This window comes from Glutamicibacter sp. FR1 (assembly GCF_047300825.1).
In the GTDB taxonomy this organism is placed as follows: domain Bacteria; phylum Actinomycetota; class Actinomycetes; order Actinomycetales; family Micrococcaceae; genus Glutamicibacter; species Glutamicibacter nicotianae.
Map to the genome: position 1 here is coordinate 479,983 of NZ_CP178602.1, position 23,015 is coordinate 502,997.

Here is a 23,015-nt window from a genome sequence, read left to right on the forward strand (position 1 = left end):
CCATAGTCTATGCGTCTGGCCCATGACGTGGTCCAAAGGTAATAACCTAGAGAAGTGAACAGCGAGAAAGCAGCACCAAAGAACGAGTTCAGCCTGGTCCTGGTCGGGGCAGGCCCGCGCGGCACCAGCGTGGTTGAACGACTCGCCAATTTGGCGTTGAACCTCCCTGAACAAGGCACCGTCCTGAAAGTGACGGTCTTCGATCCGTTCCCTCCGGGTTCGGGCCACGTGTGGAACCCGAAGCAGTCCCAGAATTTTCTGATGAACACCCCGTCGTCATTTCCGACGGTTGCCCCCGAACGTGAAGGCGATGAACCGGGGCTGAGCTTTCGCCAGTTCGTGGAGCTTCGCGGCGACGGACGAAAACTCACCGACGAGCACGCCAACCTGATCGAGCGGATTGAACCCGGCACCTATCCCTCACGCGCCATTTACGGCGAGTACCTTGAGCATGTCTATGACCGCAGCGCCTCCATTCTCGCCGCCCACGAGAATTTCAGCATCCAGCATGTTGCCGCAGAAGTGATCGCTGTCCGCCCCGTAGGCAACGCCTACCAGGTCGATTTCAGCAGTGCCCAGGACAGTGCTGAAACCCGTCAGCTCGACGCAGACGCCGTGGTGCTGGCCCTGGGTCACCAGCCGGCTGAGCTGAACCCGTGGCAGAAGCAGCTCGAGGAAGCAGCAGCGCAGGTAGGGGCGACCTACATGCCGCCGAACGTCCCTGCAGACCTCGACTATTCCCGCTTCAAGGAAGGCCAGCCGGCATTGATCCGCGGGTTGGGGTTGAATTTCTTCGACGGCATGGCCGAGCTGACAGCGGGCCGTGGCGGAATCTTCCGCGAGTCCAGCACCGAGCCGGGGCACCGCCTTGAATACATTGCCTCAGGTCGGGAGCCGGCACTGATCGTGGCTTCGCGGCGAGGAACCCCGTACTGGGGCAAACCAGCGGTGGATCAGTTCATTCCAGATGAAATCGAGCTTCGCTACTTCGACGCGCCGGAATTGATTGGACGCCTCGCTGAAGCCCGGGCGAGCAATCCTGCCGCGTCCTTGGTGTTCTCACGCCATATTTGGCCGCAACTGCATCGCGACATCCTTTTCGCCTACTACAGCAGCTGTGCCCGCGTGCATGGCGCCCCTGATGGCTTTGGCGAGCGCGAGTTCGTTGAGCGGCTCGAAGCGATTCTCTCTGCCGAGCATCATGAAGGAAGCCAGGTGTGGCTTGGCGAACTGCGCAAATTCATCGAGCAGTTCCCGCAGCTGCAGTGGCTCGACGTTCCAAAGCTGGCCAAGCCATTCGAGGAAGTCGGGTTCAGCTCCGATGAGCAGTACCAGCAGAGCGTACGCGACTACCTCGTCGGCAATGCCCGGCACAGCACCGGCGGACTTGACGACCCGTTGTCCTGCGCGATCATGACGATGAATGCCGGGCGCATGCTGATCAAGGAACTGATCGCTTCGGGCGTGATCGACGAGCAGTCGCGCATCGAGGAAATCCAGGCGCACTTCGAGCCATTGGTCGAAGGGTTGTCATCCGGTCCACCGCTGGAACGCATTGAGCAGCTGCTGGCGCTGTCGCGTGCGGGAATCGTCTCCTTCGTCGGCCCGGATCCGGAGTTCGGCTTCGATGAGGTGTCGGAGCAGTTCACTGCGTCCTCGCCGTGGGTCGACGCGGAGGTGCACACCGCGAAGACCATGTGCGAGGCGATGATGCCGAGCAACCGCGTCTTGCAGAATAGCTCTGCGCTGATCAAGCAGCTGTTGGGTGATCATGTGGCGCGCGTGCACACGTGGAAGAACGCGGAAGGCGAAAGCCTGCCCGGATCAGGTTTCGACGTGGTCGGCGAGCCATACCGTCTGGTCAACAGCGAAGGGCTGGCGCACCGTGGGCTGTTTGTGCTGGGATTGCAATTGTCATCTGCGCAGTGGGGGACGGCAATTGCCGCCCAAGCTGGAGACCTGCGCAGGCCTGCGGCCCGGACCTTGCACGACGCGGCCAACGTGGTGAATGAAGTGGCGCGTCTTGCGGGGCTGAGCGGCAACGGAAAGTTGAGCGCAGAACAGGATTAATCAGTTTGGCGGGCTGATCCGAAGATCAGCCCGCCAAACCGTAGAACGCGGATGGTATGGGATTTGAACCCATGAGACGGGGTTGCCGCCTACTGGTTTTCAAGACCAGCTCCTTCGGCCGCTCGGACAACCATCCAACCCGAAAAAGTATACGGCATGAACACCGCTCGAAAGGAATTGAAGGCCATGAACGACGTTATGAATGCCTATATCTACAACGGTGCCGGTGGGCCAGAAGTCCTCGAGCTGGTGCAACGGCCAATTCCGGTCGCCACGGCGGGAGAAGTGCTGGTCAAAATCGAGGCGTTCGGCCTGAACCGCGCGGATGTGCAGCAGCGCAAGGGCGTGTATCCGCCACCTCCCGGTGCCAGTGACATCCCTGGGCTGGAAGTTGCCGGCACCATCGTGGGCATCGGCGAAGGCGTCAGCGGATGGAAACCCGGAACGCGTGTTGCAGCCCTGCTCGCTGGCGGCGGGTATGCGCAGTACGTCAATGTTCCGGCAGAGCTGCTCATCGAAATCCCCGGGACGGTCTCGACCATCGACGCCGCCGGGTTGCCGGAAGTCGCTGCCACGGTGGTTTCCAATCTCTTTATCGAAGGCGGACTGGGCCAGGACCAGACGCTATTGATCCATGGCGGTGCCGGCGGCATCGGCTCCATGGCCATACAGCTCGCGAAGGCCGCCGGGGCACGCGTCATCGTCACCGCTTCGTCGGCAGAAAAATTGGACTACTGCCGTGCGCTCGGCGCCGATGAAGGGATCAACTACCGCGACGAGGATTTTTCTGCCCGCATCAAGGAATTGACCGATGGCAGGGGCATTGACCTGATCCTGGATGTTGTCGGCGCCAAGTACCTGGGGGAGAACGTCAAGGCGCTCGCCGTCGGCGGGCGGATGGTAGTCATCGGTTTGCAAGGCGGTGCCAAGGCGGAACTGAATTTGGGCCTGCTGATGAACAAGCGGGCGCGGATCATCGGCACGACTTTGCGTTCCCGCCCGCTGGGCGAAAAGGCGGAAATCGTTCGCCAGACCACCACCAAGGTGCTGCCGCTGCTGGAACAGGGAAAACTGGCCCTGAACGTCACCAAGACGATGGACTTCGCGGAGCTGGCCGCCGCCCATGAATACTTTGATTCTGGCGAACACACCGGAAAAGTTGTCATAAAGGTTTAATGCAACGGGGAACCGGTTGTAGGGTGACTGCGTAGTAATAAAATACGTGACTTGTTTAATAACCACTGGTCACTCACATCACTTGCACCGTTCCTAGGAGGTTGCTCAAATTGAGGACCCAAAATACCTTGCCACCAGCGGGTGTCGATCCTGAGGTTGCCGAACGCGAAGAAAAGCGCTGGACTCCGGCCAAGATCGGCATCTGGGTTGCCATTGCACTGGTCGGCGGCATCGCATGGTCGATCCTCGCCTTCTCACGCGGGGAAACCATCAATGCCATCTGGTTCGTCTTTGCCGCTGTCGCGACCTACCTGATTGCCTACCGCTTCTATTCGAAGTTCATCGAGCGCAAGATCGCCAAGCCGGATGATTTCCGCGCTACCCCGGCAGAATCGGTCAATAATGGCCGCGACTTCGTACCTACCGACCGCCGGGTCCTCTTCGGCCACCACTTCGCGGCCATCGCCGGCGCCGGTCCGCTGGTTGGCCCGATCCTCGCAGCCCAGATGGGCTACCTGCCCGGAACCATCTGGATCATCGTGGGCGTGGTGCTGGCCGGTGCGGTCCAAGACTACCTGGTCATGTTCTTCTCCATGCGCCGCGGTGGACGCTCGCTGGGCCAGATGGCTCGCGAGGAACTGGGCTTGATCGGCGGCACCGCCGCTTTGATCGCCACCCTGACCATCATGATCATCATTACCGCCATCTTGGCGCTGGTGGTCGTCAATGCGCTGGGCGAGTCCGCTTGGGGCGTCTACTCGGTGGGCCTGACTATTCCAATCGCCTTGTTCATGGGCATCTACCTGCGGTTCATCCGCCCGGGCAAGGTCCTGGAAATCTCCGTCATCGGTTTCGTGCTGCTGATGTTCGCAATCATCTCCGGCCGCTGGATTGCCGAATCCGCGTGGGGTGCCGAGTTCTTCCACCTCGAGCGCACCACCATAGCCTGGGCGATCATCATCTACGGAATCATCGCCGCGGTGCTTCCGGTCTGGCTGCTGCTCGCTCCGCGCGACTACCTGTCGACCTTCATGAAGATCGGCGTCATCGCCCTGCTGGCCGTGGCGATCATCGTCGTTCGCCCGGAAATCGATGTTCCTGCCTTCTCCGAGTTCGCCGGACGGGCTGATGGCCCGGTCGTTGCCGGGCATATCTTCCCGTTCTTGTTCGTGACCATCGCCTGCGGCGCGCTCTCCGGCTTCCACGCGCTGATCTCCTCGGGCACCACCCCGAAGCTGGTCGAGAAGGAAAAGCAGACCCGTTTCCTGGGCTACGGCGGCATGCTGATGGAATCCATGGTGGCCATCATGGCGCTGGTTGCAGCGATCTCCATCGACCGCGGTATCTACTTCGCGATGAACTCCTCGGCTGCCGCCACCGGCGGCACGGTGGAAACCGCCGCGGTGTTCGTGAACTCGCTGGGCTTGGCCGGCGTCAGCCTGGATCCGAACCAGCTGACCGAACTGGCTAATAACGTCGGCGAGAACTCGGTGGTCTCGCGTACCGGTGGCGCACCGACCCTGGCTGTGGGCATTGCTCACATCATGCACCAGTGGTTCGGCGGCACCGCGATGATGGGCTTCTGGTACCACTTCGCGATCATGTTCGAAGCGCTGTTCATCCTGACCGCGGTTGACGCCGGTACCCGTGTTGCACGCTTCATGCTGCAGGACACCATCGGCAACTTCATCCCGAAGTTCAAGGACACCTCGTGGCGTCCGGGCGTGTGGCTGTGCACGTTGATCATGGTCGCCGGCTGGGGCTACATCCTGATCCTCGGTGTAACCGATCCGCTGGGCGGCATCAACACCTTCTTCCCGCTGTTCGGCATCGCCAACCAGCTGCTGGCAGCGATCGCACTGGCAGTGGTGATGACCATCATCGCCAAGCAGAACAACTTCAAGTACCTGTGGGTTGTCGCCCTGCCGCTGGCCTTCACTGTGGTGATCACTTTCGTGGCCAGCTGGCAGAAGATCTTCTCCGCAGACACCAAAGTCGGCTACTTCGCGAACCACAACGCCTACAAGGAAGCGTTGGCCAATGGCGAGACTTCCCTCGGCTCGGCGGGCAGCGTTGAAGCAATGGAGGCCGTGGTGCGCAACACCGGTGTCCAGGGCTGGCTGTCCGTGGTCTTCCTGCTGCTGACCGCAATCGTGCTGGTCTCGGCTGTCGTCGCAACCATCAAGGCCAAGCGCAACGGCGGCGGCACCAGCACCGAGGATCCGGCCGTGCCATCGAAGATGTACGCACCTGCCGGCTTGATCTCCTCGCCTGCTGAAAAGGAGCTTGAAAAGGCCTGGAAGCAGGTCCCTGCCGAAGCCCAAGTCCAACGCGGAGGCCACTAGCCGTGGCTACGCTTTGGGAACGCCTGGGGCAAGCCAAGAAGTTTGTCGACGGAGTGCTCGGTGCCGACAAGTACCAGCACTACCTGGAACACCACGAACGCAATCATCCCGGCGCAAAGTCGATGACCGAGCGTGAGTTCTGGAAGGACTACACCGACTGGCAGGAAAAGAACCCCGAGGGGCGTTGCTGCTGAACCGGACTGGAACCGGCCGTAAGGGCCATCCGCGACAGCGGATGGGACTTGCAGCCGGTTTCGTTTTATGTCGACTGCGTTGCCGGGAACACTGCGGGGATCCCGGTAGGCTAGAACCAGTAATCCATCGGAAACCACCGGCAGAGAAGTGTAATGGCGTTCTTTTCACGACTGCGCGCTGAGCGTGCTGCTACTCGCGAACTTGGCGAGGGCGTCTGGCGTCGCGCACATGACCGTTTCCAGCGGTCATTGGACCGGGTCTTCCAGGTGGTTGAAGGCATCACTGATGACCAGGTGTACAACGAGCTCGTGAAGGAAGCCAACGAGATGGCAGTGCTGCTGCCGACCGTGCGCCAGCTATGCTGCGCGGCACAGCGGATCACCCCGAGCAATGACGACACGATCCCGCAGTTGACCTCGGCGGCGCACCGTTCGCTGACCAAAGCGGCCAACGATTTGGCGACGACCGCGCAGGTGATCGCGATGATGCGGATGCAGGCGGAAGCCGGCCAGCCGATCGACATCGAGGCGGTGCGCCATCGGGCCAAGCTGGTGGAAGAAGACGTCAGCCGGGCCGCGCAAAATCTCGCTTCCAGCGAATAATTGGGTTTTCCCGATCGCTGGCGTGGTTTTTCGCCGTGCAGGACGCATGGGTGAACTAAATTAGTTGCATGACCCAAACAATCCCTGAACTGAAGTTCCTTGACGGAAACACCATCGACCAGCTTGGCTACGGCGTCTGGAAGGTCGCCGACGCCGACGCGGAAGTGGTCGTTGGCAAGGCCATCGACGCTGGCTACCGCCACATCGACACCGCGCGCATCTACGGGAACGAAGCTGGAGTCGGCCGTGCAGTTGCCGCCAGCAGCGTGCCGCGCGAAGAACTGTTCATCACCACCAAGGTCTGGAACTCGGACCAAGGTTATGAGAAGACCATGGCCGCAGCGGATGCTTCGCTTCAGCGCCTTGGCCTGGAGTACGTCGACCTGTACCTGATCCACTGGCTGCAGCCGAAGCGCGGCACCTACGTGGACACCTGGAAGGCGCTGATCCAGTTGCAGAAGGACGGCAAGGCCAAGTCCATTGGCGTTTGCAACTTCACCAAGGAAGCACTTGAAGAGCTCTACACCGAAACCGGAGTCCGCCCGGTCATCAACCAGGTTGAAACCCACCCGTACTTCCCCCAGACCGAGCTGCGCGCCTACGAAGCCGAGCACGGTATCCTGCATGAGTCGTGGTCCCCGCTGGGCCACGGCGGTGAACTGCTGAGCGACCCAGTGCTGGCGGACATCGCCAAGAAGCATGGCGCATCGGCGGCGCAGGTAGTCATCGCCTGGCATCTGGCCGTAGGCAATGTGGTCATCCCGAAGTCGACCACCGAATCGCGCATCGTCGAGAACTTCGAATCATTGAATGTGAAGCTGGACGAAGAAGATCTGGCAGCCATCGCTACCCTGGATCGCGGTGCGGAAGGCCGCATCTCGGCTGACCCGGCCACCGCCGACTTCGAGTAGAACACCGACCCCGACAACGGGCCCTTGGTTTCATCTTGAACCAAGGGCCTGCTGGCATATCCCTAGGCGTCGTTGGGAAACATATGGGAGAAGAATGACCTCCGTGAGGTGCTGAGACCGTGGGTCCAGTTGAAAAGATCTGCTGACGATAGCGAAAACCCCGGAATCACGAGTTGCTCGCGATTCCGGGGTTTTCTTCACATGGAGCCCCCTGCCGGATTTGAACCGGCGACCTGCTCTTTACGAGGGAGCTGCTCTACCCCTGAGCTAAGGAGGCCTGTGCCTGCAAACAGACACCACGTCACTTTATCCGAGGAATTGTCTGAACGTCAAAACGGCGATGACATCATCAGGCCCAATCAGCAGCGGGTGCCGGCTTCGGGGACTTTGCCTGCGATCAGGTACTCATCCACCGCCTTGGTAATGCACTCGTTGGAACGCCCATAGGCGGTGTGGCCATGGCCTTCATAGGTCAGCAGGGTGGCGTTGTCCAGCTGCTTGGCAAGGGCCTCGGACCACTTATAGGGGGTGGCTGGATCACCGACGGTGCCAATGACGAGGATCTCATTCGAGCCTTCCGCGTCGAGCACCTCAGGCTTGCCAGTGGATTCGAAGTCCAGGGCCTCGCAGGCGATGCCGCTGTAGGCCAGATACTTGCCCAACGTCGGGGCCGCACGCATCAGCTCGGTCGCTTCGGACTGCATGGCTTCTTGGCTGCTGTCCGTTGGACGATCCAGGCAATCAATGGCTACGTAGGCGTCGCTCGAATTCGATGCATAGGTGCCGTCGCTCTGGCGGTCTGCCGAGAGATCCGCCAGGCTGAGGATGATGTCTACATTCCCGTCGTTGACCGCGGCGTTCATGGCGTCGGTCAAATAGGACCAGCTGGCATCATCGTAGAGCGGCAAAATGAAGCCGTTGACGAAATCGATGATCGGAACGACGCGCCCATCGCTGGCGGTCATCGGCTCGTTCTCCACCTGCGCAAAGAACTGCTGCAGCTGCACCTTGGCCTCTTCAACGGTTCCGGTGAACGGGCAATTGCCGCTTTCAAGGCAGCTGGCGAGCCAAGCGTCGATTTCCATCTCGAACCCCACAGCCTGGGCCAAGGTCACTTCGGCAGCTGGCAACGAAGGGTCCATGGCTCCGTCCAGCACGAAACGCCCCACATTCTGCGCGAACAGGTCAGCATAGGTGGCGCCTAGGAACGTTCCGTAGGAGACACCGAGGTAGTCCAGCTGCGCATCACCGAGCACAGCACGGATCACGTCCATGTCCCTGGCTGCCGATTCGGTATCGACATGATCCAGCAGCTCGCCGGTATTGGACGCGCAGTCAGCCGCGTAGTCCTCGGCGCTCTCGATGATCTCGTGCTGGTCCTCGGGAACCCACGCCCGCAGGTTTTCCTGGCGCCCCTTATCGGTTTCGGCAGCGCTTTGGCACGTGATCGGGGAGCTTTCGCCCACCCCTCGCGGGTCGAAGCCGATGACGTTGTAGGCCCGCTGCAGGTCATCGCTGAACATGCTCGGCACGGTGGAGGACACCATGTCCAGTCCAGATCCACCGGGGCCACCGGGGTTGACCAGGATATTGCGCGTCGCCCCGTCCACGGCGCGGCGGTTCAGGGCCAGCTCGATGCTCTCGCCTTCTGGATAGTCGTAATCCATCGGAACCTGGATGGTGGCGCATTCGATGACGCTGCCGCACTTTTCCCAGTCGAGGCTTTGGGTATAGAAGGATTCCAATCCATCAGGCGCACTGGTGTTCGGCGCGGGCTGCGGGGCATTCGATGCGCTGGATGGCGAATCCGCTGTGGGGGAAGAGCAACCTGCCAGGCCCAAAGCCATAGCAGTCCCTACTGCGGCCAAGCGCTTCATCGGTGAGCGTGCAGGCACTGTTCGTGTCTCCTTGGGATGGGTTAGCGGCGTCCGGGCTGTGGCAGCAGACGGGTCATGAGCGCTTCCAGCGCCATGAGCTGGTTGACGTTGGCGGCCAGGCGGCTGCGGGTTTCATTGATGGAATCAAGCTGGGCCAAGGACTTCTCACAAGACTGTTCCGCAGCGAACCGCTCCAGCTTCTCGCGCAGGTGCTCATTGATCAGCTCGGTACCGGTTTTCAGCTGGATGCTCAAGACATCCCGGAAGAACGTGGTCAGATCCGTCAGCGTCCGGTCCAGGGCGTCGAACGCCGCACGCCGGGCAAATCGCTTGGCATCATCCTCCAGCGCCTTGAACTGCCCGCGCAATCCAGGCGGGATGCTCTCTTCCGGACCCAAGCCATTGGCATGGCGCAGCTGGGCAATCTTGTTCTGCAGGTCGGTGCCGGTGATGTTTTCGGCACGCTCGCTGGCCAGCTTGGAGATTTCTGCGGCCGCCGCCATCGCCTGCGGCAAGGTCGTGGTGCGCAGCGGCAGCGTAACGACTTTCTCGCGCTGGATTCGTGCCTGCTCGTCACGGGCCAGCAAGCGGGCCACACCGATATGCGACTGCGAAACCCGGGCAGCGAACAACGCTTGATCCGGTTCCAGCCCATCGCGGCGCACCAGCAGATCTGCAACGTCCTGGGTGGAAGGCACGGAGAGGTTTACCGCCCGGCAACGCGACCGGATGGTCACCAGCACATCGGCGGGGGATGGGGCGCTGAGGATCCAGATCATCTTGGCTGGAGGCTCTTCGATGGCCTTGAGCAGCACGTTGGTGCTGCGCTCGGACATGCGGTCTGCATCTTCGATGATGATGATGCGCCAGCGGCCGGTGCCAGCGCTTTCCTGCGCACGGGTAATCAGGTGGCGGACATCGGCAATCTGGTACTCGAACTTGTCGGTGGAAACGAAGGACACATCAGGGTGCTCCGAATTCATCACCATTTTGCAATTGGCGCACTCGCCGCAGCCGGCCGGAGTCTGGGTGCACTGCAATGCCGCCGCGAAAGCGCGTGCCGCGGTGGTGCGGCCAGAACCCGGCGGACCGGTTACCAGCCAGGCATGGGTGGGGTTGCCGCGATCAACCTCGGCGGTCAACGTGTCAATGACGCGTTCCTGCCCGGCGAGGTCCGCGAAGACCGGCCGGGTCACAGCAGGCCTGCCAGATGCTGCACAACCGACTGGTGCAGCTGCTCCACGCTGGCGGTGGCGTCCAGGACCAGGTAGCGCCGCGGATCACGGGCAGCCAAATCGAGGAAGGCGTTGCGGATGCGTTCATGGAAATCATCCGGTTCGGATTCCAGGCGATCCGACTGCTCCACCCCGCCGCTGGCCGCAATGCGCCGGGCTCGTCCCTGCTCGGCGGAGATGTCGAGAATGATGGTGGCATCCGGCTTCAACCCGCCGGTTGCGAAGTCGTTGATCGATGCGACGGCATCGAATCCCAGGGCACGGCCCATGCCCTGGTAGGCCAGCGAGGAATCGACGAACCGGTCGCAGATGATGTGGGTTCCGGCCTCCAGCGCGGGGGAGATGACCTGCTGGACATGGGCGGCACGCGCAGCCGAGTAGATCAGAGCCTCAGTACGCGCATCGATGTCGCCGTGGCCGTGGTCAAGCACCAGGGAACGCAGCTCTTCGCTGATCTGGGTTCCACCTGGTTCGCGGGTCGTGGTGACCTTGGCTCCACGGGACTCCAGCCACTGCTTGGCCAGCGCAACCTGCGTGGACTTGCCGGCGCCGTCGCCGCCTTCGAAAACGATGAACAAGCCACGGGTGGGGGAACTCGATTCTCTACTCACCCCACTAGCCTATCCAAGGACTTTTAAAGATGCGCGCTGCGACGGCTGCTTGTGCATTGGAAATGCGCCCAGTGTGGTGGATCAGTCACATGAAATGTAGTGAAATCCACCGGCTGGCGGTGCCGGATCAAGCGTAGAGTTTTTTCCATGAACCCCCGCACCGCAGAACAAGGCTCCAACCCGCCATGGGACCCGAAGACATTGCTCGTTGCCGGCGGGCGTCCGGCCCATGGCTACGACGTTCCAGTCAACCACCCGGTCACCTTCACCTCCACCTACCATTCCAAGGGGCAGGCGGCGCCCGGCGAACGCGTCTATGCGCGGTTCTCCAACCCCACCTGGGATCCCTTCGAGGAAGTGTTGGGCCAGCTCGAAGCGGCAACCCTGCCGGCCCTGGTCTTCTCCTCCGGCATGGCGGCCATTGCCGCGGCATTGAGCCTCGTTCCAGAGGCCGGCGTGCTGGTAATGCCGAAGCATTCCTATAACGGTTCACTGGCGCTGGGCGCGGAACTGCAAGAAGCTGGCCGGCTGACCATCCGCCCGGTGGACATCGCCAACACCGGCGAAGTGCTTGCCGCGTTGGACGGGGCCGACGCGCTCTGGGTGGAATCACCGACCAACCCCATGCTCGAAGTCGCCGACCTGCCAGCCCTGCTGGCTGCCGCGAAGACGCAGAATGTGCTGAGCATCGTGGATAACACCTTTGCCACCCCGCTGCTCCAGCAGCCGCTGGTCCACGGCGCCGACCTTGTCGTGCACTCGGTGACCAAATACCTATCGGGCCACTCGGATGTGATCATGGGCGCGCTGGTCACCAGCGACGAGCAGCTGCACAGCCGCTTGCACGGATACCGGACCTTGCATGGCGCGATCGCCGGGCCGATGGATACCTTCCTCGCCCTGCGCGGGGTGCGCACCATGGCCGTGCGCCTTGAGCGCTCGCAGTCCAACAGCCAGCTGCTGGCCGAACGGCTTGCCGCGCATCCCAAGGTGCAGGCAGTACGCTACCCGGGACTACCTGATGACCCGGGCCACGCCCGTGCCGCAGAACTCATGGGCGGGTTCGGCTCGGTGATCGCCTTCGAAGCGGGCAGCTCTGCCGAAGAAGCCGACCGGGTGCTGGATGCCTTCAAGCTCATCACCGGCGCCACCTCGCTGGGAGGCGTGGAGTCTCTGGCCGAGCGGCGGGCGCGCCACGCTTCCGAACCGGCCAGCGTCCCTGCCAGCCTGATCCGCCTGTCGGTAGGCATCGAAGAAGCCGAAGACCTCTGGGCAGATCTGAAGCAGGCCCTGGACCGGCTCTGATGCCGCAGGTGCCGATGTCCGCGCGTGGCACACCACCCATCAAATGCGTCGCAAAGGTAGAGTGAAAGCATGAACATGATGCACTTGGCCCGACTGATCGAGTACTACATGATGATCGCCTTGAGCGTTGTCATCGTGGCACTCGCCGTCTGGGCGCTGGTTGATTGCCTGCGCCATGGCGCGGATCGCTTCGCCCAGGAGGGCAAGCGCACCAAGGGCTTCTGGCTCGGCCTGACCGTTGCCAGCACCGCTGTAGCCTTGCTGGGCATGCTCAGCCAGGGCGGAATCGGCTTCCTGCAGCTGATCGGCGCCTGCATCGCCTGCGTGTACCTGGCGGACGTCAAGCCTGCCGTGAGCGGCAAGGGCGGCGGCTGGTACAACTACTAGGCGGCGCCAAGGCGCCCAAGTTTTCACGAAGACCCGTATCCGCTTGAAGGCGGAGCGCAGGTCTTCGCATTTTAACCACGGGCCTTAACTTTCGCGCGAATGGGCTTGCACATTGGTTAGGATAGATTCCATGAGCCACACTTTGATTTTGCTTCGCCACGGACAGAGCGAATGGAACGAAAAGAACCTGTTCACCGGTTGGTACGACGTCTCGCTGACCGAAAAGGGCCGTGCTGAAGCAGCCCGCGGCGGCCAGCTGCTGGCCGACGCAGGCTACAAGCCGGAGGTGCTGCACACCTCGCTGCTGACCCGCGCGATTGTCACCGCGAACCTGGCTCTGGAATCCGCCGGCCGCTCCTGGATCCCGGTGAACCGCGACTGGCGCCTGAACGAACGCCACTACGGTGCGCTGCAGGGCAAGGACAAGGCACAGACCTTGGCCGAGTTCGGCGAAGAGCAGTTCATGGAATGGCGCCGCAGCTACGATACTCCGCCACCAGCACTCGACGATTCCTCGGAATTCAGCCAGATCAATGACGAGCGCTACGCGGAACTGGGCGACTCCGCCCCACGCACCGAGTGCCTCAAGGACGTGCTGGAGCGCATGCTTCCGTACTGGGAGAACAACATCAAGGCCGACCTGTCGGCAGGCAAGACCGTCATGGTCACTGCCCACGGCAACTCCCTGCGTGCGCTGGTCAAGCATCTGGATGGCATCAGCGATGAAGACATCGCCGGCCTGAACATCCCGACCGGCATCCCGCTGGTCTATGAACTGGATGACAACTTCCAGCCAATCACCAAGGGGGGAACCTACTTGGATCCAGAGGCCGCGGCCGACGCCATCAAGGCCGTCGCCAACCAAGGTCGCAAGTAGGATACGCTTTTCGGCGGCTTCGCGGTCACCGGCCTTGGGCCGGTGACCGCGAAGCCGCCATCTGCTTATTAAGGCCGGAACAATGCCAGGTATCCGGCTGTGAGCGAAACAACTGCGCACGATTGTATTTTTGGCATTAGTATGCTGTAATCTCCTATTTCGAATAGGCTCAATGGCTCACGTTAGGAATGCAATTCGTGGCAACTGATTACGATGAAGTCCGCCCAGACGTTGCTGAGGCACGCAAGGCTTCTCTGGATGCGGTGAAGTCCGCTAACGCACCGGATGCCAAGTCGGTGGTGCGCGAGCTCGACGAGGCCGATCACACCGATGGCATGGATCTGCCAGGCGCGGATCTCTCCAACGAGGAATTGACTGTTACGGTCATTCCGCAGAAAGACGACGAGTTCATTTGCGGCTCGTGCTTCTTGATTCGCCACCGTTCGCAGCTGGTGCGCGAAGAAGGCAACGTAGGCTTCTGCGTCGAGTGCGAAGGCTAGAAACCCGCTAGACGCTGGCGCCATTCGTGCGCCGAAAACCGGCAGAGGGTAGCCCACCGAGCGGTGGGCCGCCCTCTGCCCATTTAACGAGCTGGAATCCTTGGCTGGGCCAGCTTCCTCATCGGGGCCCAACTAGGACGCACAGCGTGCTCTCCGGAGCGCCCAGCCGGATGCCCCGGTCTGCGTTCAAAGAAAATTGAAGAACAAAAATGGCGCCTGCCATCCGGTGGTACCGGATGGCAGGCGCCATGGCCATGCAATCGCGCCGATGCTCCGAGAAGCTAGATTTCGGTTGGATCCCATTCGCCGGTCACCAGGTAGGTGACCTTGCGGGCTACGGACACGCCGTGATCGCCGAAGCGCTCGAGGTAGCGGCTGGTCAGCGACACATCCACGGTGGTTGGCGCGTTGGCGTCCCAGTCCTCGGCAGCGACCTGGGTGAAGACGCTGGAGTGCAAACGATCCAGTTCGTGGTTCAGTTCGATGATTTCCGTGGCGATCTTCAAATCGCGGGTGTCCAGCAGGCGCGCGACGGCCTTGGCGATGTCGATATCGATCTTTGCCATCTGGGCAAAGGTGTCGGAAATCTTGGCCGGGATCGCCGGGTTGGGGAAACGCAGACGAGTCAGCTGCGCCAGATGGCGGGCCAAATCGCCCATGCGCTCCAGCGAAGCGCTCATGCGCAGCGAACCGACAATCATGCGCAGGTCGCTGGCTACCGGCCCCTGCAGGGCCAAGGTGTCTATGGCCCGTTCGTCGAGCTGGTTCTGCAGGAAGTCGATCTTCGCGTCAGCCGCAATGACTTCCTGTGCCAGATCGACGTCCACGTTGGCTAGCGATTCCCAAGCGCGGTCCATTGCGGTTGCTACCTGGTTGGCCATCTCAATGAGTTCTTCGCCAATTTGCTGCAGGTCTGCCTGAAATACCTTACGCACAGCAGTTCCTTTCGAGTGTTCGGTATCCATGCCGGATGGTGGACTGCCGTGGCAGCCACCCGCCACGAGACAGTTTTGTGGCATGGTGGAGGGTCTTGCTCCAGCTTGTCAGCGGGTGATTAACGAATATGCCACGAAAAGTGAACGTTTGGTGAACAGCGCGCCGAAATCGACTAAAACACGTCATTTAGGGCTGGAGCCGCTTACAGGTGAAGCTAGTCTAAAGATGTGAACGAAGTGATCTCGACTCTTATAGCCGGCGTCCTCGGCCTGGCTCTGGGGATCGTTGGCGTCATCGCCTTCCGGCTCTCCCAGGCCCGCTCTTCGAAGCTGCCGCAAGTCGACGAGCCAGTGCTCCCCGAGGGGGCGGCCGCCGTCCTGTCGGTTATCGGGCGAGCCTTCGTGATCCTCGACGACGTTGACGGAGTGGTCCGGGCCAACCCTGCCTCCTATGCCTACGGGCTGGTGCGCGGGCACACGCTGGTCCACAACGAGCTGCTCTCGCTGGTGCGCCAGGTGCGCGCCGATGGCGTGATCGCCGAAAGCCAGTACGAGCTGCAGCGCTCCACGCTTGGCGCCGGGCAGCTGATTGTCCACGTGCGCGTCGCTCCGCTGGGAGACGAATACATCCTTCTGCTCGCCGACGACCGCACCGAAATCACCCGAACCGAAGCGATGCGCAACGATTTCGTGGCCAACGTTTCCCACGAGCTGAAGACCCCGGTCGGCGCCATCGGCCTGCTGGCCGAAGCCATCACCGAAGCCGCCGACGACCCGAAGGCGGTGCGCCGCTTCTCCACCCGGATGGACAAGGAATCGAGGCGCCTGGCGGCCCTGGTGCAGGACATCATCGAACTCTCCCGGCTGCAGGCATCCGATGCGATCGTGCAGGGCCAGGAAGTGAATATCGACAGCGTCGTGGCAGAAGCCGTGGACCGCAGCCACCTGATTGCCGAGGAAAAGGGCATCACCATTACTGTGGGCGGCCATCTCGAAGAGCCGATCCTGGGCGACGCGGACCTGCTGATGACCGCCGTTCGCAACCTGATCGACAATGCCATCCGCTATTCGCCGGAGCACACCACGGTCGGCGTCGGGATCCGCCAGCGCGATGGCTACGCCCAGATTTCGGTGACCGACCAGGGACCGGGCATCTCGCCCGAGGATCAGGAGCGCGTGTTCGAGCGCTTCTACCGCGTGGACTCCGCACGCTCGCGGCAGACCGGCGGCACCGGGCTGGGGCTGAGCATCGTCAAGCACGTGCTGGCCAACCACGGCGGCGAAGTGTCGCTGTGGTCGCAGCCCGGCCACGGATCAACATTTACCCTAAGACTTCCCCTAGCGGACGAAGAACCGGCGACCAGCAATGCGCTTGCCGGCCAGACGATGAAGGAACGAACGATCGAGGCGAGTGCGTCCGATCGTGAAGGAGGACGCCGATGACCCGCATATTGATCGTTGAGGACGAGGAGTCGCTCTCCGACCCGTTGTCCTTCCTGCTGGAACGCGAAGGCTTCGAAGTGCGGATCGCCGACGACGGCCTGAAGGCAGTCAGCGAGTTCGAACGCCATGGCGCAGACCTGGTGCTGCTGGACCTGATGCTTCCGGGTCAGCCGGGCACCGAGGTGATCCGCCAGATCCGCCTGAACAGCCAGGTCCCGGTCATCATGCTCACGGCGAAGGACTCGGAGATCGACAAGGTGGTGGGCCTGGAACTCGGCGCCGACGACTACGTCACCAAGCCGTATTCCTCCCGCGAATTGCTGGCCCGCATCCGCGCCGTGCTGCGCCGCCAGGGCGAGGGCGAGGAGCTGATCAGCAACGTGGTCACCGCTGGTCCGGTGCGCATGGACGTGGAACGCCATGTGGTTTCGGTCGACAACACCGAGGTGTCCATGCCGCTGAAGGAATTCGAACTGCTGGAAATGCTGCTGCGCAATGCCGGACGCGTGCTCACCCGCGGGCAGCTGATCGATCGCGTCTGGGGCAGCGACTATGTGGGCGACACCAAGACCTTGGATGTGCACGTCAAGCGCCTGCGTTCCAAGATCGAGGTCGACCCGGCAGTCCCCGAACGCCTGGTGACTGTGCGCGGACTGGGCTACAAGTTCGTGGTCTAGGGCCTAATAGCCCGGATACGGCAGCAGCCCCGGACAGAATCAGTGATTCTGTCCGGGGCTGCTGTTTCGGCTTGCGGAGCTTAGTGGCCCGAAGTCGATTGGGTCTCTTCCGGGGTCAGGTGCTCGGTGACCGACGCATCGGCACCGCCCGGGACGAAGTCGCGGTATTCGGCAAGGGTGCCATCGACTACTGGAACGCTGAATTCCACGTTCTCGCCGGCGACGGTGAAGACCGAAGATGCGTGCTGGCCAGCAGGGATGCCCAAGTTCTTGATGATCTGCTCGTTCTTGTCATCTTCAAGCTTGATAGTGCCATCGGCAGGAACCTGGATGGAGACAGGTGCAGTGTTCTCGGCCTTGACCGACAGGGTCAGCGCGGAATCGCCGGCGTTGACTACGGAGCCGATCAGGCGGGCTTCAGTGTCGTCGCTGTTGGTGACGAACATCAGGTTGCGAACCTTGGCGTCTGCGACATCGACGTTGATGCCATCGCTGGCGGCGTAGTCCATGTTGGTGGCCTGCTCGTTGATGGCGCCACAGCTGGTGACACCGAATGCCAGGGCAGCCACAGCGAGGGACGCGGCGATGCGACGTCCAGCGGTCATGCGTGCGGTGATCACGACACTAACTCCTCGGTGAGAATAATGAGTTGCTTCGGGTTCGTGGCCGGTTGAATCGGCTGCACCTGGGGCAGGGGCAGCCGCGAAAAGGACCACGATTACCTCTAAGCCTAGCTGTTTTTCACGCAAAGACGCGATTTAGCGACGTGCAACACACGCTTTTCGACAAGTTGTAGACAACCGTTTCTGGGAAGGGGGTGGTGTGCAATCGACTGCCCTACCTTCTTCATAGCATGTTTCTCTTGCAAGTGGAAGAGGCAATTCCGCATGAATTCGCGGTTATATGGGGCACAGTCGCGAGGCCATGAATAGCAAACATGGTAGACTAGGACGTGGGAAAGGGGTTTATCCACATGGTTTTTGAGGTTGGCGAGACTGTTGTCTACCCGCACCACGGTGCCGCAATGATCGAAGAGATCAAGATGCGCAAGATCAAGGGCGAAGAGAAAATGTATCTCAAGCTCAAGGTGGCTCAGGGCGACCTGACCATCGAGGTTCCAGCCGAGAACGTTGATCTTGTTGGCGTACGTGACGTGGTAGGTCAGGAAGGCTTGGACCATGTGTTCGACGTCCTTCGTGCTGAATTTACCGAAGAGCCGACCAACTGGTCGCGCCGCTACAAGGCAAATGTCGAGAAGCTCGCTTCCGGCGATGTCATCAAGGTTGCAGAAGTAGTTCGCGACCTGTGGCGCCGAGAAAACGACCGTGGTCTGTCGGCAGGCGAAAAGCGCATGCTGGCCAAGGCTCGCCAGGTATTGATCAGTGAATTGGCCTTGGCCAAGGATCTGGACGAGGCCAAGGCGGAAGGCCTCTTGGACGAGGTTCTGGCTTCGGCCTAACCCAGTACCGGTAACGCATCGCCGTGAAACGCTCCCAAGCGTTTCACGGCTTTTGGCGTTAAAGCATCCGAATCAGGATGACGCGGCACGATAAGCTGGGCGCTGTGAAGCAAAGCGAAGCGCAAAATTCAAGCCTGATCCTCGTGGCCGGCGGAATGGGAACCCGCCTCGGCGCAGGAATTCCCAAGGCGATGGTTCAGGTGGCAGGGAAGTCCCTGGCAGAACATGCAGTGGACCGGATCCTCGGGGTTGAGCAGATCACCGAAATCATTGTGGTGACCCCGCCGAAGGACGAGCGACTGGCCGCGGCCATGGCCCAATACGGGGAACGGGTCCGCACCGTGCCCGGTGGCGCAAGCCGCGCCGCATCGGTTCGCGCAGGACTAGCCGTCGCCAGTTCCGAGGCCGCGAATATCCTGGTCCATGACGCAGCCCGCGCTTTCGCCCCGGCCGAGCTGCATGAAAGGGTGCTGGTCGCCCTCGCCGATGAGCAGTGCAACGCGGTGATTCCGGCATTGGATGTCACCGACACCATCTGCGTGGTTCAGCCCGATGCCTCCGGCGAGCAGGAGATCATCAAGGAAACCCCGGCGCGTTCCACCCTGCGCGCGGTGCAGACCCCGCAGGGCTTTGACGCGGCACTGCTGCGCGCGGCCCACGCCCGGCTGGATTCCTGCACCGAAGCCGAACTGGAGCTGGTCACCGATGACGCGTCGATCGTGCGGGCTTTCGGCGCCGAAGTCCAGGTGCTGCCCGGATCTCAGCAAGCACTGAAGATCACCTACCCCGAAGACCTCGACGCCGCCGGCAAGCTCGCGGCAAGCCGCCCAGCCAGCAACCCCAGTGCAAAGGAAGAAGCCATGATCCTGCCACGAGTCGGCAACGGCATCGATGTCCACGCGGTCAGCGACGACCCGGCCCGCGAAATGTGGCTGGCAGGACTGCACTTCCCGGAGGACATCGGGCTGTCCGGCCACTCCGATGGCGACGCGGTAGCGCACGCTGCCTGCGATGCGCTGTTCTCCGCAGCGGGCATTGGCGATCTGGGCACGCACTTCGGGGTGGACCGCCCGGAATTCGCCGGTGCCAGCGGTGTGAGCCTGATTGCAGAAGCCGCCCGCCTGGTGCGCGAGGCAGGATTCGAGATCGGCAACGTCTCTGTGCAGTTCGTTGGCCGCCGCCCGCGCTTCGCCGCGCGCCGCGAGGAGGCCAACGCGGTGCTCAGCGAGGCGATCGGCGCCCCAGTCAGCGTCATTGCGACTACCAGCGACGGGCTGGGGTACGAGGGGGAGGGCAAGGGCGTGACCGCCTATGCCACCGCACTGGTCTATCCGGTTTCGCATTAGGCCCGTCGGCGCTGCCGCGGGGCATCGCGCATCGAGAGCGTCACAAGTGAAGCACAAAGCGTGCATCCATCGGATAACCTTAAAGGCGTGAGCCTGCGATTCTATGACACCAAAACAGCATCCGTACGCGACTTCCAGCCACTGGCGGAAGGCGAAGTGAAGCTGTACTACTGCGGCGCCACCGTGCAGGGCATGCCGCACGTGGGCCATGTTCGCAGTGCCATTGTCTTCGACATCCTGGTGCGCTGGCTCGAATACCGCGGCTTCGCCGTCACGACGGTCCGCAACGTCACCGACATCGATGACAAGATCCTGGAAAAGTCGGCGAACTCCTTCGCCGCGGACTTCGAAGCCGATGCCCATTACAAGCCGCGCGAAGAATGGTTCGCCCTGGCGTACCGCTTCGAGCAGGAATTCTCGCTTGCCTACGAGGCGCTGGGCGTGCGCAGGCCGACCTATGAGCCGCGCGCGACCGGGCACATCACCGAAATGCATGAGCTGATTGAGCAGCTCATCGATCGCGGCCACGCCTACCCGGCAGCCGACGGCTCCGGAGATGTCTACTTCGACGTGCGCTCCTACGAGCAGTACGGCGCGTTGACCCGCCAGAAGGTCGACGACATGCAGGATGCGCCGGATTCGGATCCGCGCGGCAAGAAGGACCCACGCGACTTCGCGCTGTGGAAGGGGCACAAGGACACCGATCCGCTGACCGCTTCCTGGCCGAGCCCCTGGGGACGCGGCCGCCCAGGCTGGCACCTCGAGTGCTCGGCGATGGCCGGCAAGTACCTGGGCAGCGCATTCGACATCCACGGCGGCGGACTGGATCTGCGCTTCCCGCACCACGAGAACGAGATGGCCCAGTCCAATGCTGCAGGCCACGGCTTCGCCAACTACTGGATGCACAACGGCATGGTCACCTACGAGGGTGAGAAGATGTCCAAGTCCATCGGCAACACCATCTCTCCGGAAGAAATGCTCGCACTGGCCGATGCCCGCGTGGTGCGCTACTTCCTGGGCCAGGCGCACTACCGTTCGATGCTCGACTACCGTCCGGACTCGCTGACCGAGGCCGGGGCAGCGGTGGATCGCGTCGACACTTTCATCTCCAATGCGCGCTACCGATTGGGTGCCGCCGCCGAGGCCATCGCCGCCACGGAGGTGCCAGAAGCCTTCGGCACCGCGATGGATGATGACCTGAACGTTCCCATGGCGCTGGCCGCACTGCATGAAACCGTTCGGCTCGGCAATGCTTCCCTGGACCAGCGTGATGACGCTGCCGCCGCCAAGGCCCTGGGCCAGGTCCTGGCCATGACCCAGGTGCTGGGCCTGGATGATGCCGGCAGCAATGAAGAGTCTGATTCTTCCGCAGAGCACGAGGTCCTGGACCAGCTGATCCAGGCGCAGCTGGCCGAACGCGCTGAAGCGCGGGCGGCCAAGGACTGGGCACGCTCCGATGCGATCCGCGATGCGCTGGCATCCGCCGGAATTACCGTGGTGGATTCGGCCGATGGCGCCCGCTGGACTCTGGACAACTAGTCGCGAATCAACGCGACGCCAACGAACTCAAAAACCAAAGGACAATTACCAATGAGCAAAAAGGGCCCAACCAAGGGTAGTGGTGGCAAGGGACGTCGATCCCTCGAGGGCAAGGGCCCGACCCCCAAGGCGGAGGACCGCCCGTACCACAAGGCGTACCGTGCCAAGCAACTTGCCGAGCGCTCGGCTGCCAAGCGCAGCACCGGCCGCCGCACCGAACGCATCAAGGTCAACGCCGAATTCGTCACCGGACGCAACTCCGTCGTGGAGGCGCTGCGCGCCGGCATCCCTGCCAAGGCGCTGCATGTTGCCATCCGCATCGACGTCGATGACCGCGTCCGCGAATCCCTGAAGCTGGCTGCCGAGCTGGGCATCCCGCTGATGGAAGCATCCAAGCCTGAGCTGGACCGCATGACCGATGACGCGATCCACCAGGGCCTGGCCCTGCAGATCCCGCCATACGAGTACAAGGACGCAGTCCAGCTGGCTACCAAGACCATCAAGGACTTCGACAAGGGCTACACCAAGACCCAGCCGCTGTTCTTGGCACTGGATGGCATCACCGACCCGCGTAACCTGGGCGCGATTGTCCGTTCGGCATCGGCCTTCGGCGCAGACGGCGTGATCATTCCAGAACGCCGCAGCGTCGGGATGACCGCCTCGGCATGGAAGACCAGCGCCGGTGCAGCGGTCCGCGTACCTGTTGCCAAGTGCAGCAACCTGACCAGCGCGCTGAAGGAAATCAAGGCTGCCGGCATCTTCGTGATCGGCCTCGACGCCGGTGGCGATATGCAGCTGCCGAACTTCGAATTGGCAACCGGCCCGCTGTGCATCGTGGTTGGTTCCGAGGGCAAGGGCCTGTCCCGTCTGGTTCGCGAAAACTGCGACGCCATCGTTTCGATTCCAATCGACTCTGCAATGGAATCGCTGAACGCTTCGATGGCTGTCGGCATCTCGCTCTACGAGGTATCGCGTTTGCGTGCCGAGAAGGCGAAGTAGCTTCCAAGCACCATAAGTGGGCCATAACTTGCCAAGGCAAGTTATGGCCCACTGTCGTTAAGGTGATCCGCTTCATAACAACAAATTTCCGTTGTTTTCAGCTGTTATTCATCTTGGAGCGCGCAGAATCCGCATGATTCCGGGCGTTCTGGGCGGCAGTTTCCGGAAACTGGCCGATTTTGCTTCGTGGTGGGATGCGTGTAGAGTTTTATCTCGCGCCGCTGATCCGGAGGGCCTGAAAAGGCGAGTCGGAAACAGCGGGGTGAACCAGCCTGAAACGCCGAGTTGACAATGGTCAACGCGGTGGTAAGCTGGAAAAGTTGCTCCGGAGCGAAGCAGTGGCCACCAAGAGTGGCTGGTGTGTTGTCGAGAGTGTTTGTTGTTTGAGAACTCAATAGTGTGCCAAGTTTGTTGATACCGAATATTTTTATTTGGTGAATACATAACATTTGCTTGAGGCATTGCACCCCCGTGCAGTGTTCTTGAGTGTTTTATTATTCGCCAGGACTTCATCGGCTTCGCCCTT

At 61.8% G+C, this 23,015-nt stretch carries 21 protein-coding genes and 2 tRNA genes; 16 read left to right on the forward strand and 7 right to left on the reverse strand.

All coding sequences use genetic code 11. The features are described 5' to 3' along the window. Positions 1-54: 54 nt before the first annotated feature. Positions 55-2,070, forward strand: a complete 2,016-nt coding sequence (locus tag ACLQ8T_RS02365; RefSeq protein ID WP_413455578.1) for an FAD/NAD(P)-binding protein — start codon at positions 55-57, stop codon at positions 2,068-2,070. A 48-nt stretch (positions 2,071-2,118) separates the two neighbouring features. Here ACLQ8T_RS02365 and ACLQ8T_RS02370 read toward each other — a convergent pair. Then, a tRNA-Ser gene (locus ACLQ8T_RS02370) sits at positions 2,119-2,206 on the reverse strand. Between the two features lie 62 nt (positions 2,207-2,268). Here ACLQ8T_RS02370 and ACLQ8T_RS02375 point away from each other — a divergent pair. The 5 genes from ACLQ8T_RS02375 (at position 2,269) to ACLQ8T_RS02395 (ending at position 7,299) form a co-directional block, all read left to right on the forward strand. After that, a complete protein-coding gene (locus ACLQ8T_RS02375; protein WP_413456364.1) occupies positions 2,269-3,246 on the forward strand; it encodes an NAD(P)H-quinone oxidoreductase in 978 nt (325 codons plus the stop codon). Between the two features lie 110 nt (positions 3,247-3,356). Continuing rightward, positions 3,357-5,591 (forward strand): carbon starvation CstA family protein, encoded by a 2,235-nt coding sequence (locus ACLQ8T_RS02380; protein ID WP_246857115.1) that lies wholly within the window; start codon positions 3,357-3,359, stop codon positions 5,589-5,591. A gap of 2 nt (positions 5,592-5,593) precedes the next feature. After that, entirely contained in the window at positions 5,594-5,785 is a 192-nt protein-coding gene (locus ACLQ8T_RS02385) for a YbdD/YjiX family protein (RefSeq protein ID WP_413455579.1), read from the forward strand. Between the two features lie 153 nt (positions 5,786-5,938). Further along, complete coding sequence (locus ACLQ8T_RS02390; RefSeq protein ID WP_066144082.1) at positions 5,939-6,388, forward strand: hypothetical protein; 450 nt, start codon at positions 5,939-5,941, stop codon at positions 6,386-6,388. 68 nt (positions 6,389-6,456) lie between these two features. Further along, positions 6,457-7,299 carry an aldo/keto reductase gene (locus ACLQ8T_RS02395; protein ID WP_204720536.1) on the forward strand — a complete coding sequence of 281 codons (843 nt, stop codon included), beginning with the start codon at positions 6,457-6,459 and terminating at the stop codon, positions 7,297-7,299. A gap of 202 nt (positions 7,300-7,501) precedes the next feature. On the opposite strand, the gene ACLQ8T_RS02400 is transcribed toward ACLQ8T_RS02395, so the two are convergent. The 4 genes from ACLQ8T_RS02400 to tmk all read right to left on the reverse strand — a co-directional run bounded on the left by ACLQ8T_RS02400 (position 7,502) and on the right by tmk (position 11,022). Continuing rightward, a tRNA-Thr gene (locus tag ACLQ8T_RS02400) sits at positions 7,502-7,576 on the reverse strand. Between the two features lie 82 nt (positions 7,577-7,658). After that, entirely contained in the window at positions 7,659-9,194 is a 1,536-nt protein-coding gene (locus tag ACLQ8T_RS02405) for an alpha/beta hydrolase (RefSeq protein WP_413455580.1), read from the reverse strand. Positions 9,195-9,217: 23 nt separating this feature from the next. Continuing rightward, positions 9,218-10,372, reverse strand: a complete 1,155-nt coding sequence (locus ACLQ8T_RS02410) for a DNA polymerase III subunit delta' (RefSeq protein WP_413455581.1) — start codon at positions 10,370-10,372, stop codon at positions 9,218-9,220. Next, positions 10,369-11,022 carry a dTMP kinase gene (gene tmk / locus ACLQ8T_RS02415; protein ID WP_413455582.1) on the reverse strand — a complete coding sequence of 218 codons (654 nt, stop codon included), beginning with the start codon at positions 11,020-11,022 and terminating at the stop codon, positions 10,369-10,371. The genes ACLQ8T_RS02410 and tmk overlap by 4 nt, the downstream gene beginning before the upstream one ends. Before the next feature lie 147 nt (positions 11,023-11,169). Between tmk and ACLQ8T_RS02420 the strand changes: the two genes are divergently transcribed. From ACLQ8T_RS02420 to ACLQ8T_RS02435, 4 genes are all read left to right on the forward strand, one after another. Further along, on the forward strand, positions 11,170-12,327 hold the full coding sequence (locus ACLQ8T_RS02420) for a trans-sulfuration enzyme family protein (RefSeq protein ID WP_204720542.1): 1,158 nt from the start codon (positions 11,170-11,172) through the stop codon (positions 12,325-12,327). A 69-nt stretch (positions 12,328-12,396) separates the two neighbouring features. Further along, the gene (locus ACLQ8T_RS02425) at positions 12,397-12,714 is read left to right on the forward strand and encodes a DUF2516 family protein (RefSeq protein ID WP_128471623.1); all 318 of its coding nucleotides are present in this window, start codon (positions 12,397-12,399) and stop codon (positions 12,712-12,714) included. A gap of 130 nt (positions 12,715-12,844) precedes the next feature. After that, positions 12,845-13,591 (forward strand): phosphoglyceromutase, encoded by a 747-nt coding sequence (locus ACLQ8T_RS02430; protein ID WP_413455583.1) that lies wholly within the window; start codon positions 12,845-12,847, stop codon positions 13,589-13,591. Between the two features lie 197 nt (positions 13,592-13,788). Further along, positions 13,789-14,091 carry a DUF4193 domain-containing protein gene (locus ACLQ8T_RS02435; protein WP_022877094.1) on the forward strand — a complete coding sequence of 101 codons (303 nt, stop codon included), beginning with the start codon at positions 13,789-13,791 and terminating at the stop codon, positions 14,089-14,091. A gap of 281 nt (positions 14,092-14,372) precedes the next feature. Here ACLQ8T_RS02435 and phoU read toward each other — a convergent pair whose 3' ends face one another. After that, complete coding sequence (phoU, locus tag ACLQ8T_RS02440; protein WP_038993819.1) at positions 14,373-15,026, reverse strand: phosphate signaling complex protein PhoU; 654 nt, start codon at positions 15,024-15,026, stop codon at positions 14,373-14,375. A 228-nt stretch (positions 15,027-15,254) separates the two neighbouring features. On the opposite strand from phoU, the gene ACLQ8T_RS02445 reads away from it, so the two are divergent. Further along, positions 15,255-16,469 (forward strand): sensor histidine kinase, encoded by a 1,215-nt coding sequence (locus tag ACLQ8T_RS02445; protein WP_338085740.1) that lies wholly within the window; start codon positions 15,255-15,257, stop codon positions 16,467-16,469. Then, positions 16,466-17,146, forward strand: a complete 681-nt coding sequence (locus ACLQ8T_RS02450) for a response regulator transcription factor (protein ID WP_204720544.1) — start codon at positions 16,466-16,468, stop codon at positions 17,144-17,146. The genes ACLQ8T_RS02445 and ACLQ8T_RS02450 overlap by 4 nt, the downstream gene beginning before the upstream one ends. An 80-nt stretch (positions 17,147-17,226) precedes the next feature. Here ACLQ8T_RS02450 and ACLQ8T_RS02455 read toward each other — a convergent pair whose 3' ends face one another. Continuing rightward, on the reverse strand, positions 17,227-17,766 hold the full coding sequence (locus tag ACLQ8T_RS02455; RefSeq protein ID WP_413455584.1) for a hypothetical protein: 540 nt from the start codon (positions 17,764-17,766) through the stop codon (positions 17,227-17,229). 353 nt (positions 17,767-18,119) lie between these two features. On the opposite strand from ACLQ8T_RS02455, the gene ACLQ8T_RS02460 reads away from it, so the two are divergent. The 4 genes from ACLQ8T_RS02460 (at position 18,120) to rlmB (ending at position 22,489) form a co-directional block, all read left to right on the forward strand. Further along, on the forward strand, positions 18,120-18,605 hold the full coding sequence (locus ACLQ8T_RS02460; protein ID WP_038993823.1) for a CarD family transcriptional regulator: 486 nt from the start codon (positions 18,120-18,122) through the stop codon (positions 18,603-18,605). 77 nt (positions 18,606-18,682) lie between these two features. Beyond that, positions 18,683-19,951 carry a 2-C-methyl-D-erythritol 4-phosphate cytidylyltransferase gene (ispD, locus tag ACLQ8T_RS02465; protein ID WP_413455585.1) on the forward strand — a complete coding sequence of 423 codons (1,269 nt, stop codon included), beginning with the start codon at positions 18,683-18,685 and terminating at the stop codon, positions 19,949-19,951. Between the two features lie 87 nt (positions 19,952-20,038). Then, positions 20,039-21,490 carry a cysteine--tRNA ligase gene (cysS, locus tag ACLQ8T_RS02470; protein WP_413455586.1) on the forward strand — a complete coding sequence of 484 codons (1,452 nt, stop codon included), beginning with the start codon at positions 20,039-20,041 and terminating at the stop codon, positions 21,488-21,490. Positions 21,491-21,541: 51 nt separating this feature from the next. Further along, a complete protein-coding gene (gene rlmB / locus ACLQ8T_RS02475) occupies positions 21,542-22,489 on the forward strand; it encodes a 23S rRNA (guanosine(2251)-2'-O)-methyltransferase RlmB (RefSeq protein ID WP_128471618.1) in 948 nt (315 codons plus the stop codon). The last annotated feature ends 526 nt before the right edge of the window (positions 22,490-23,015 follow it).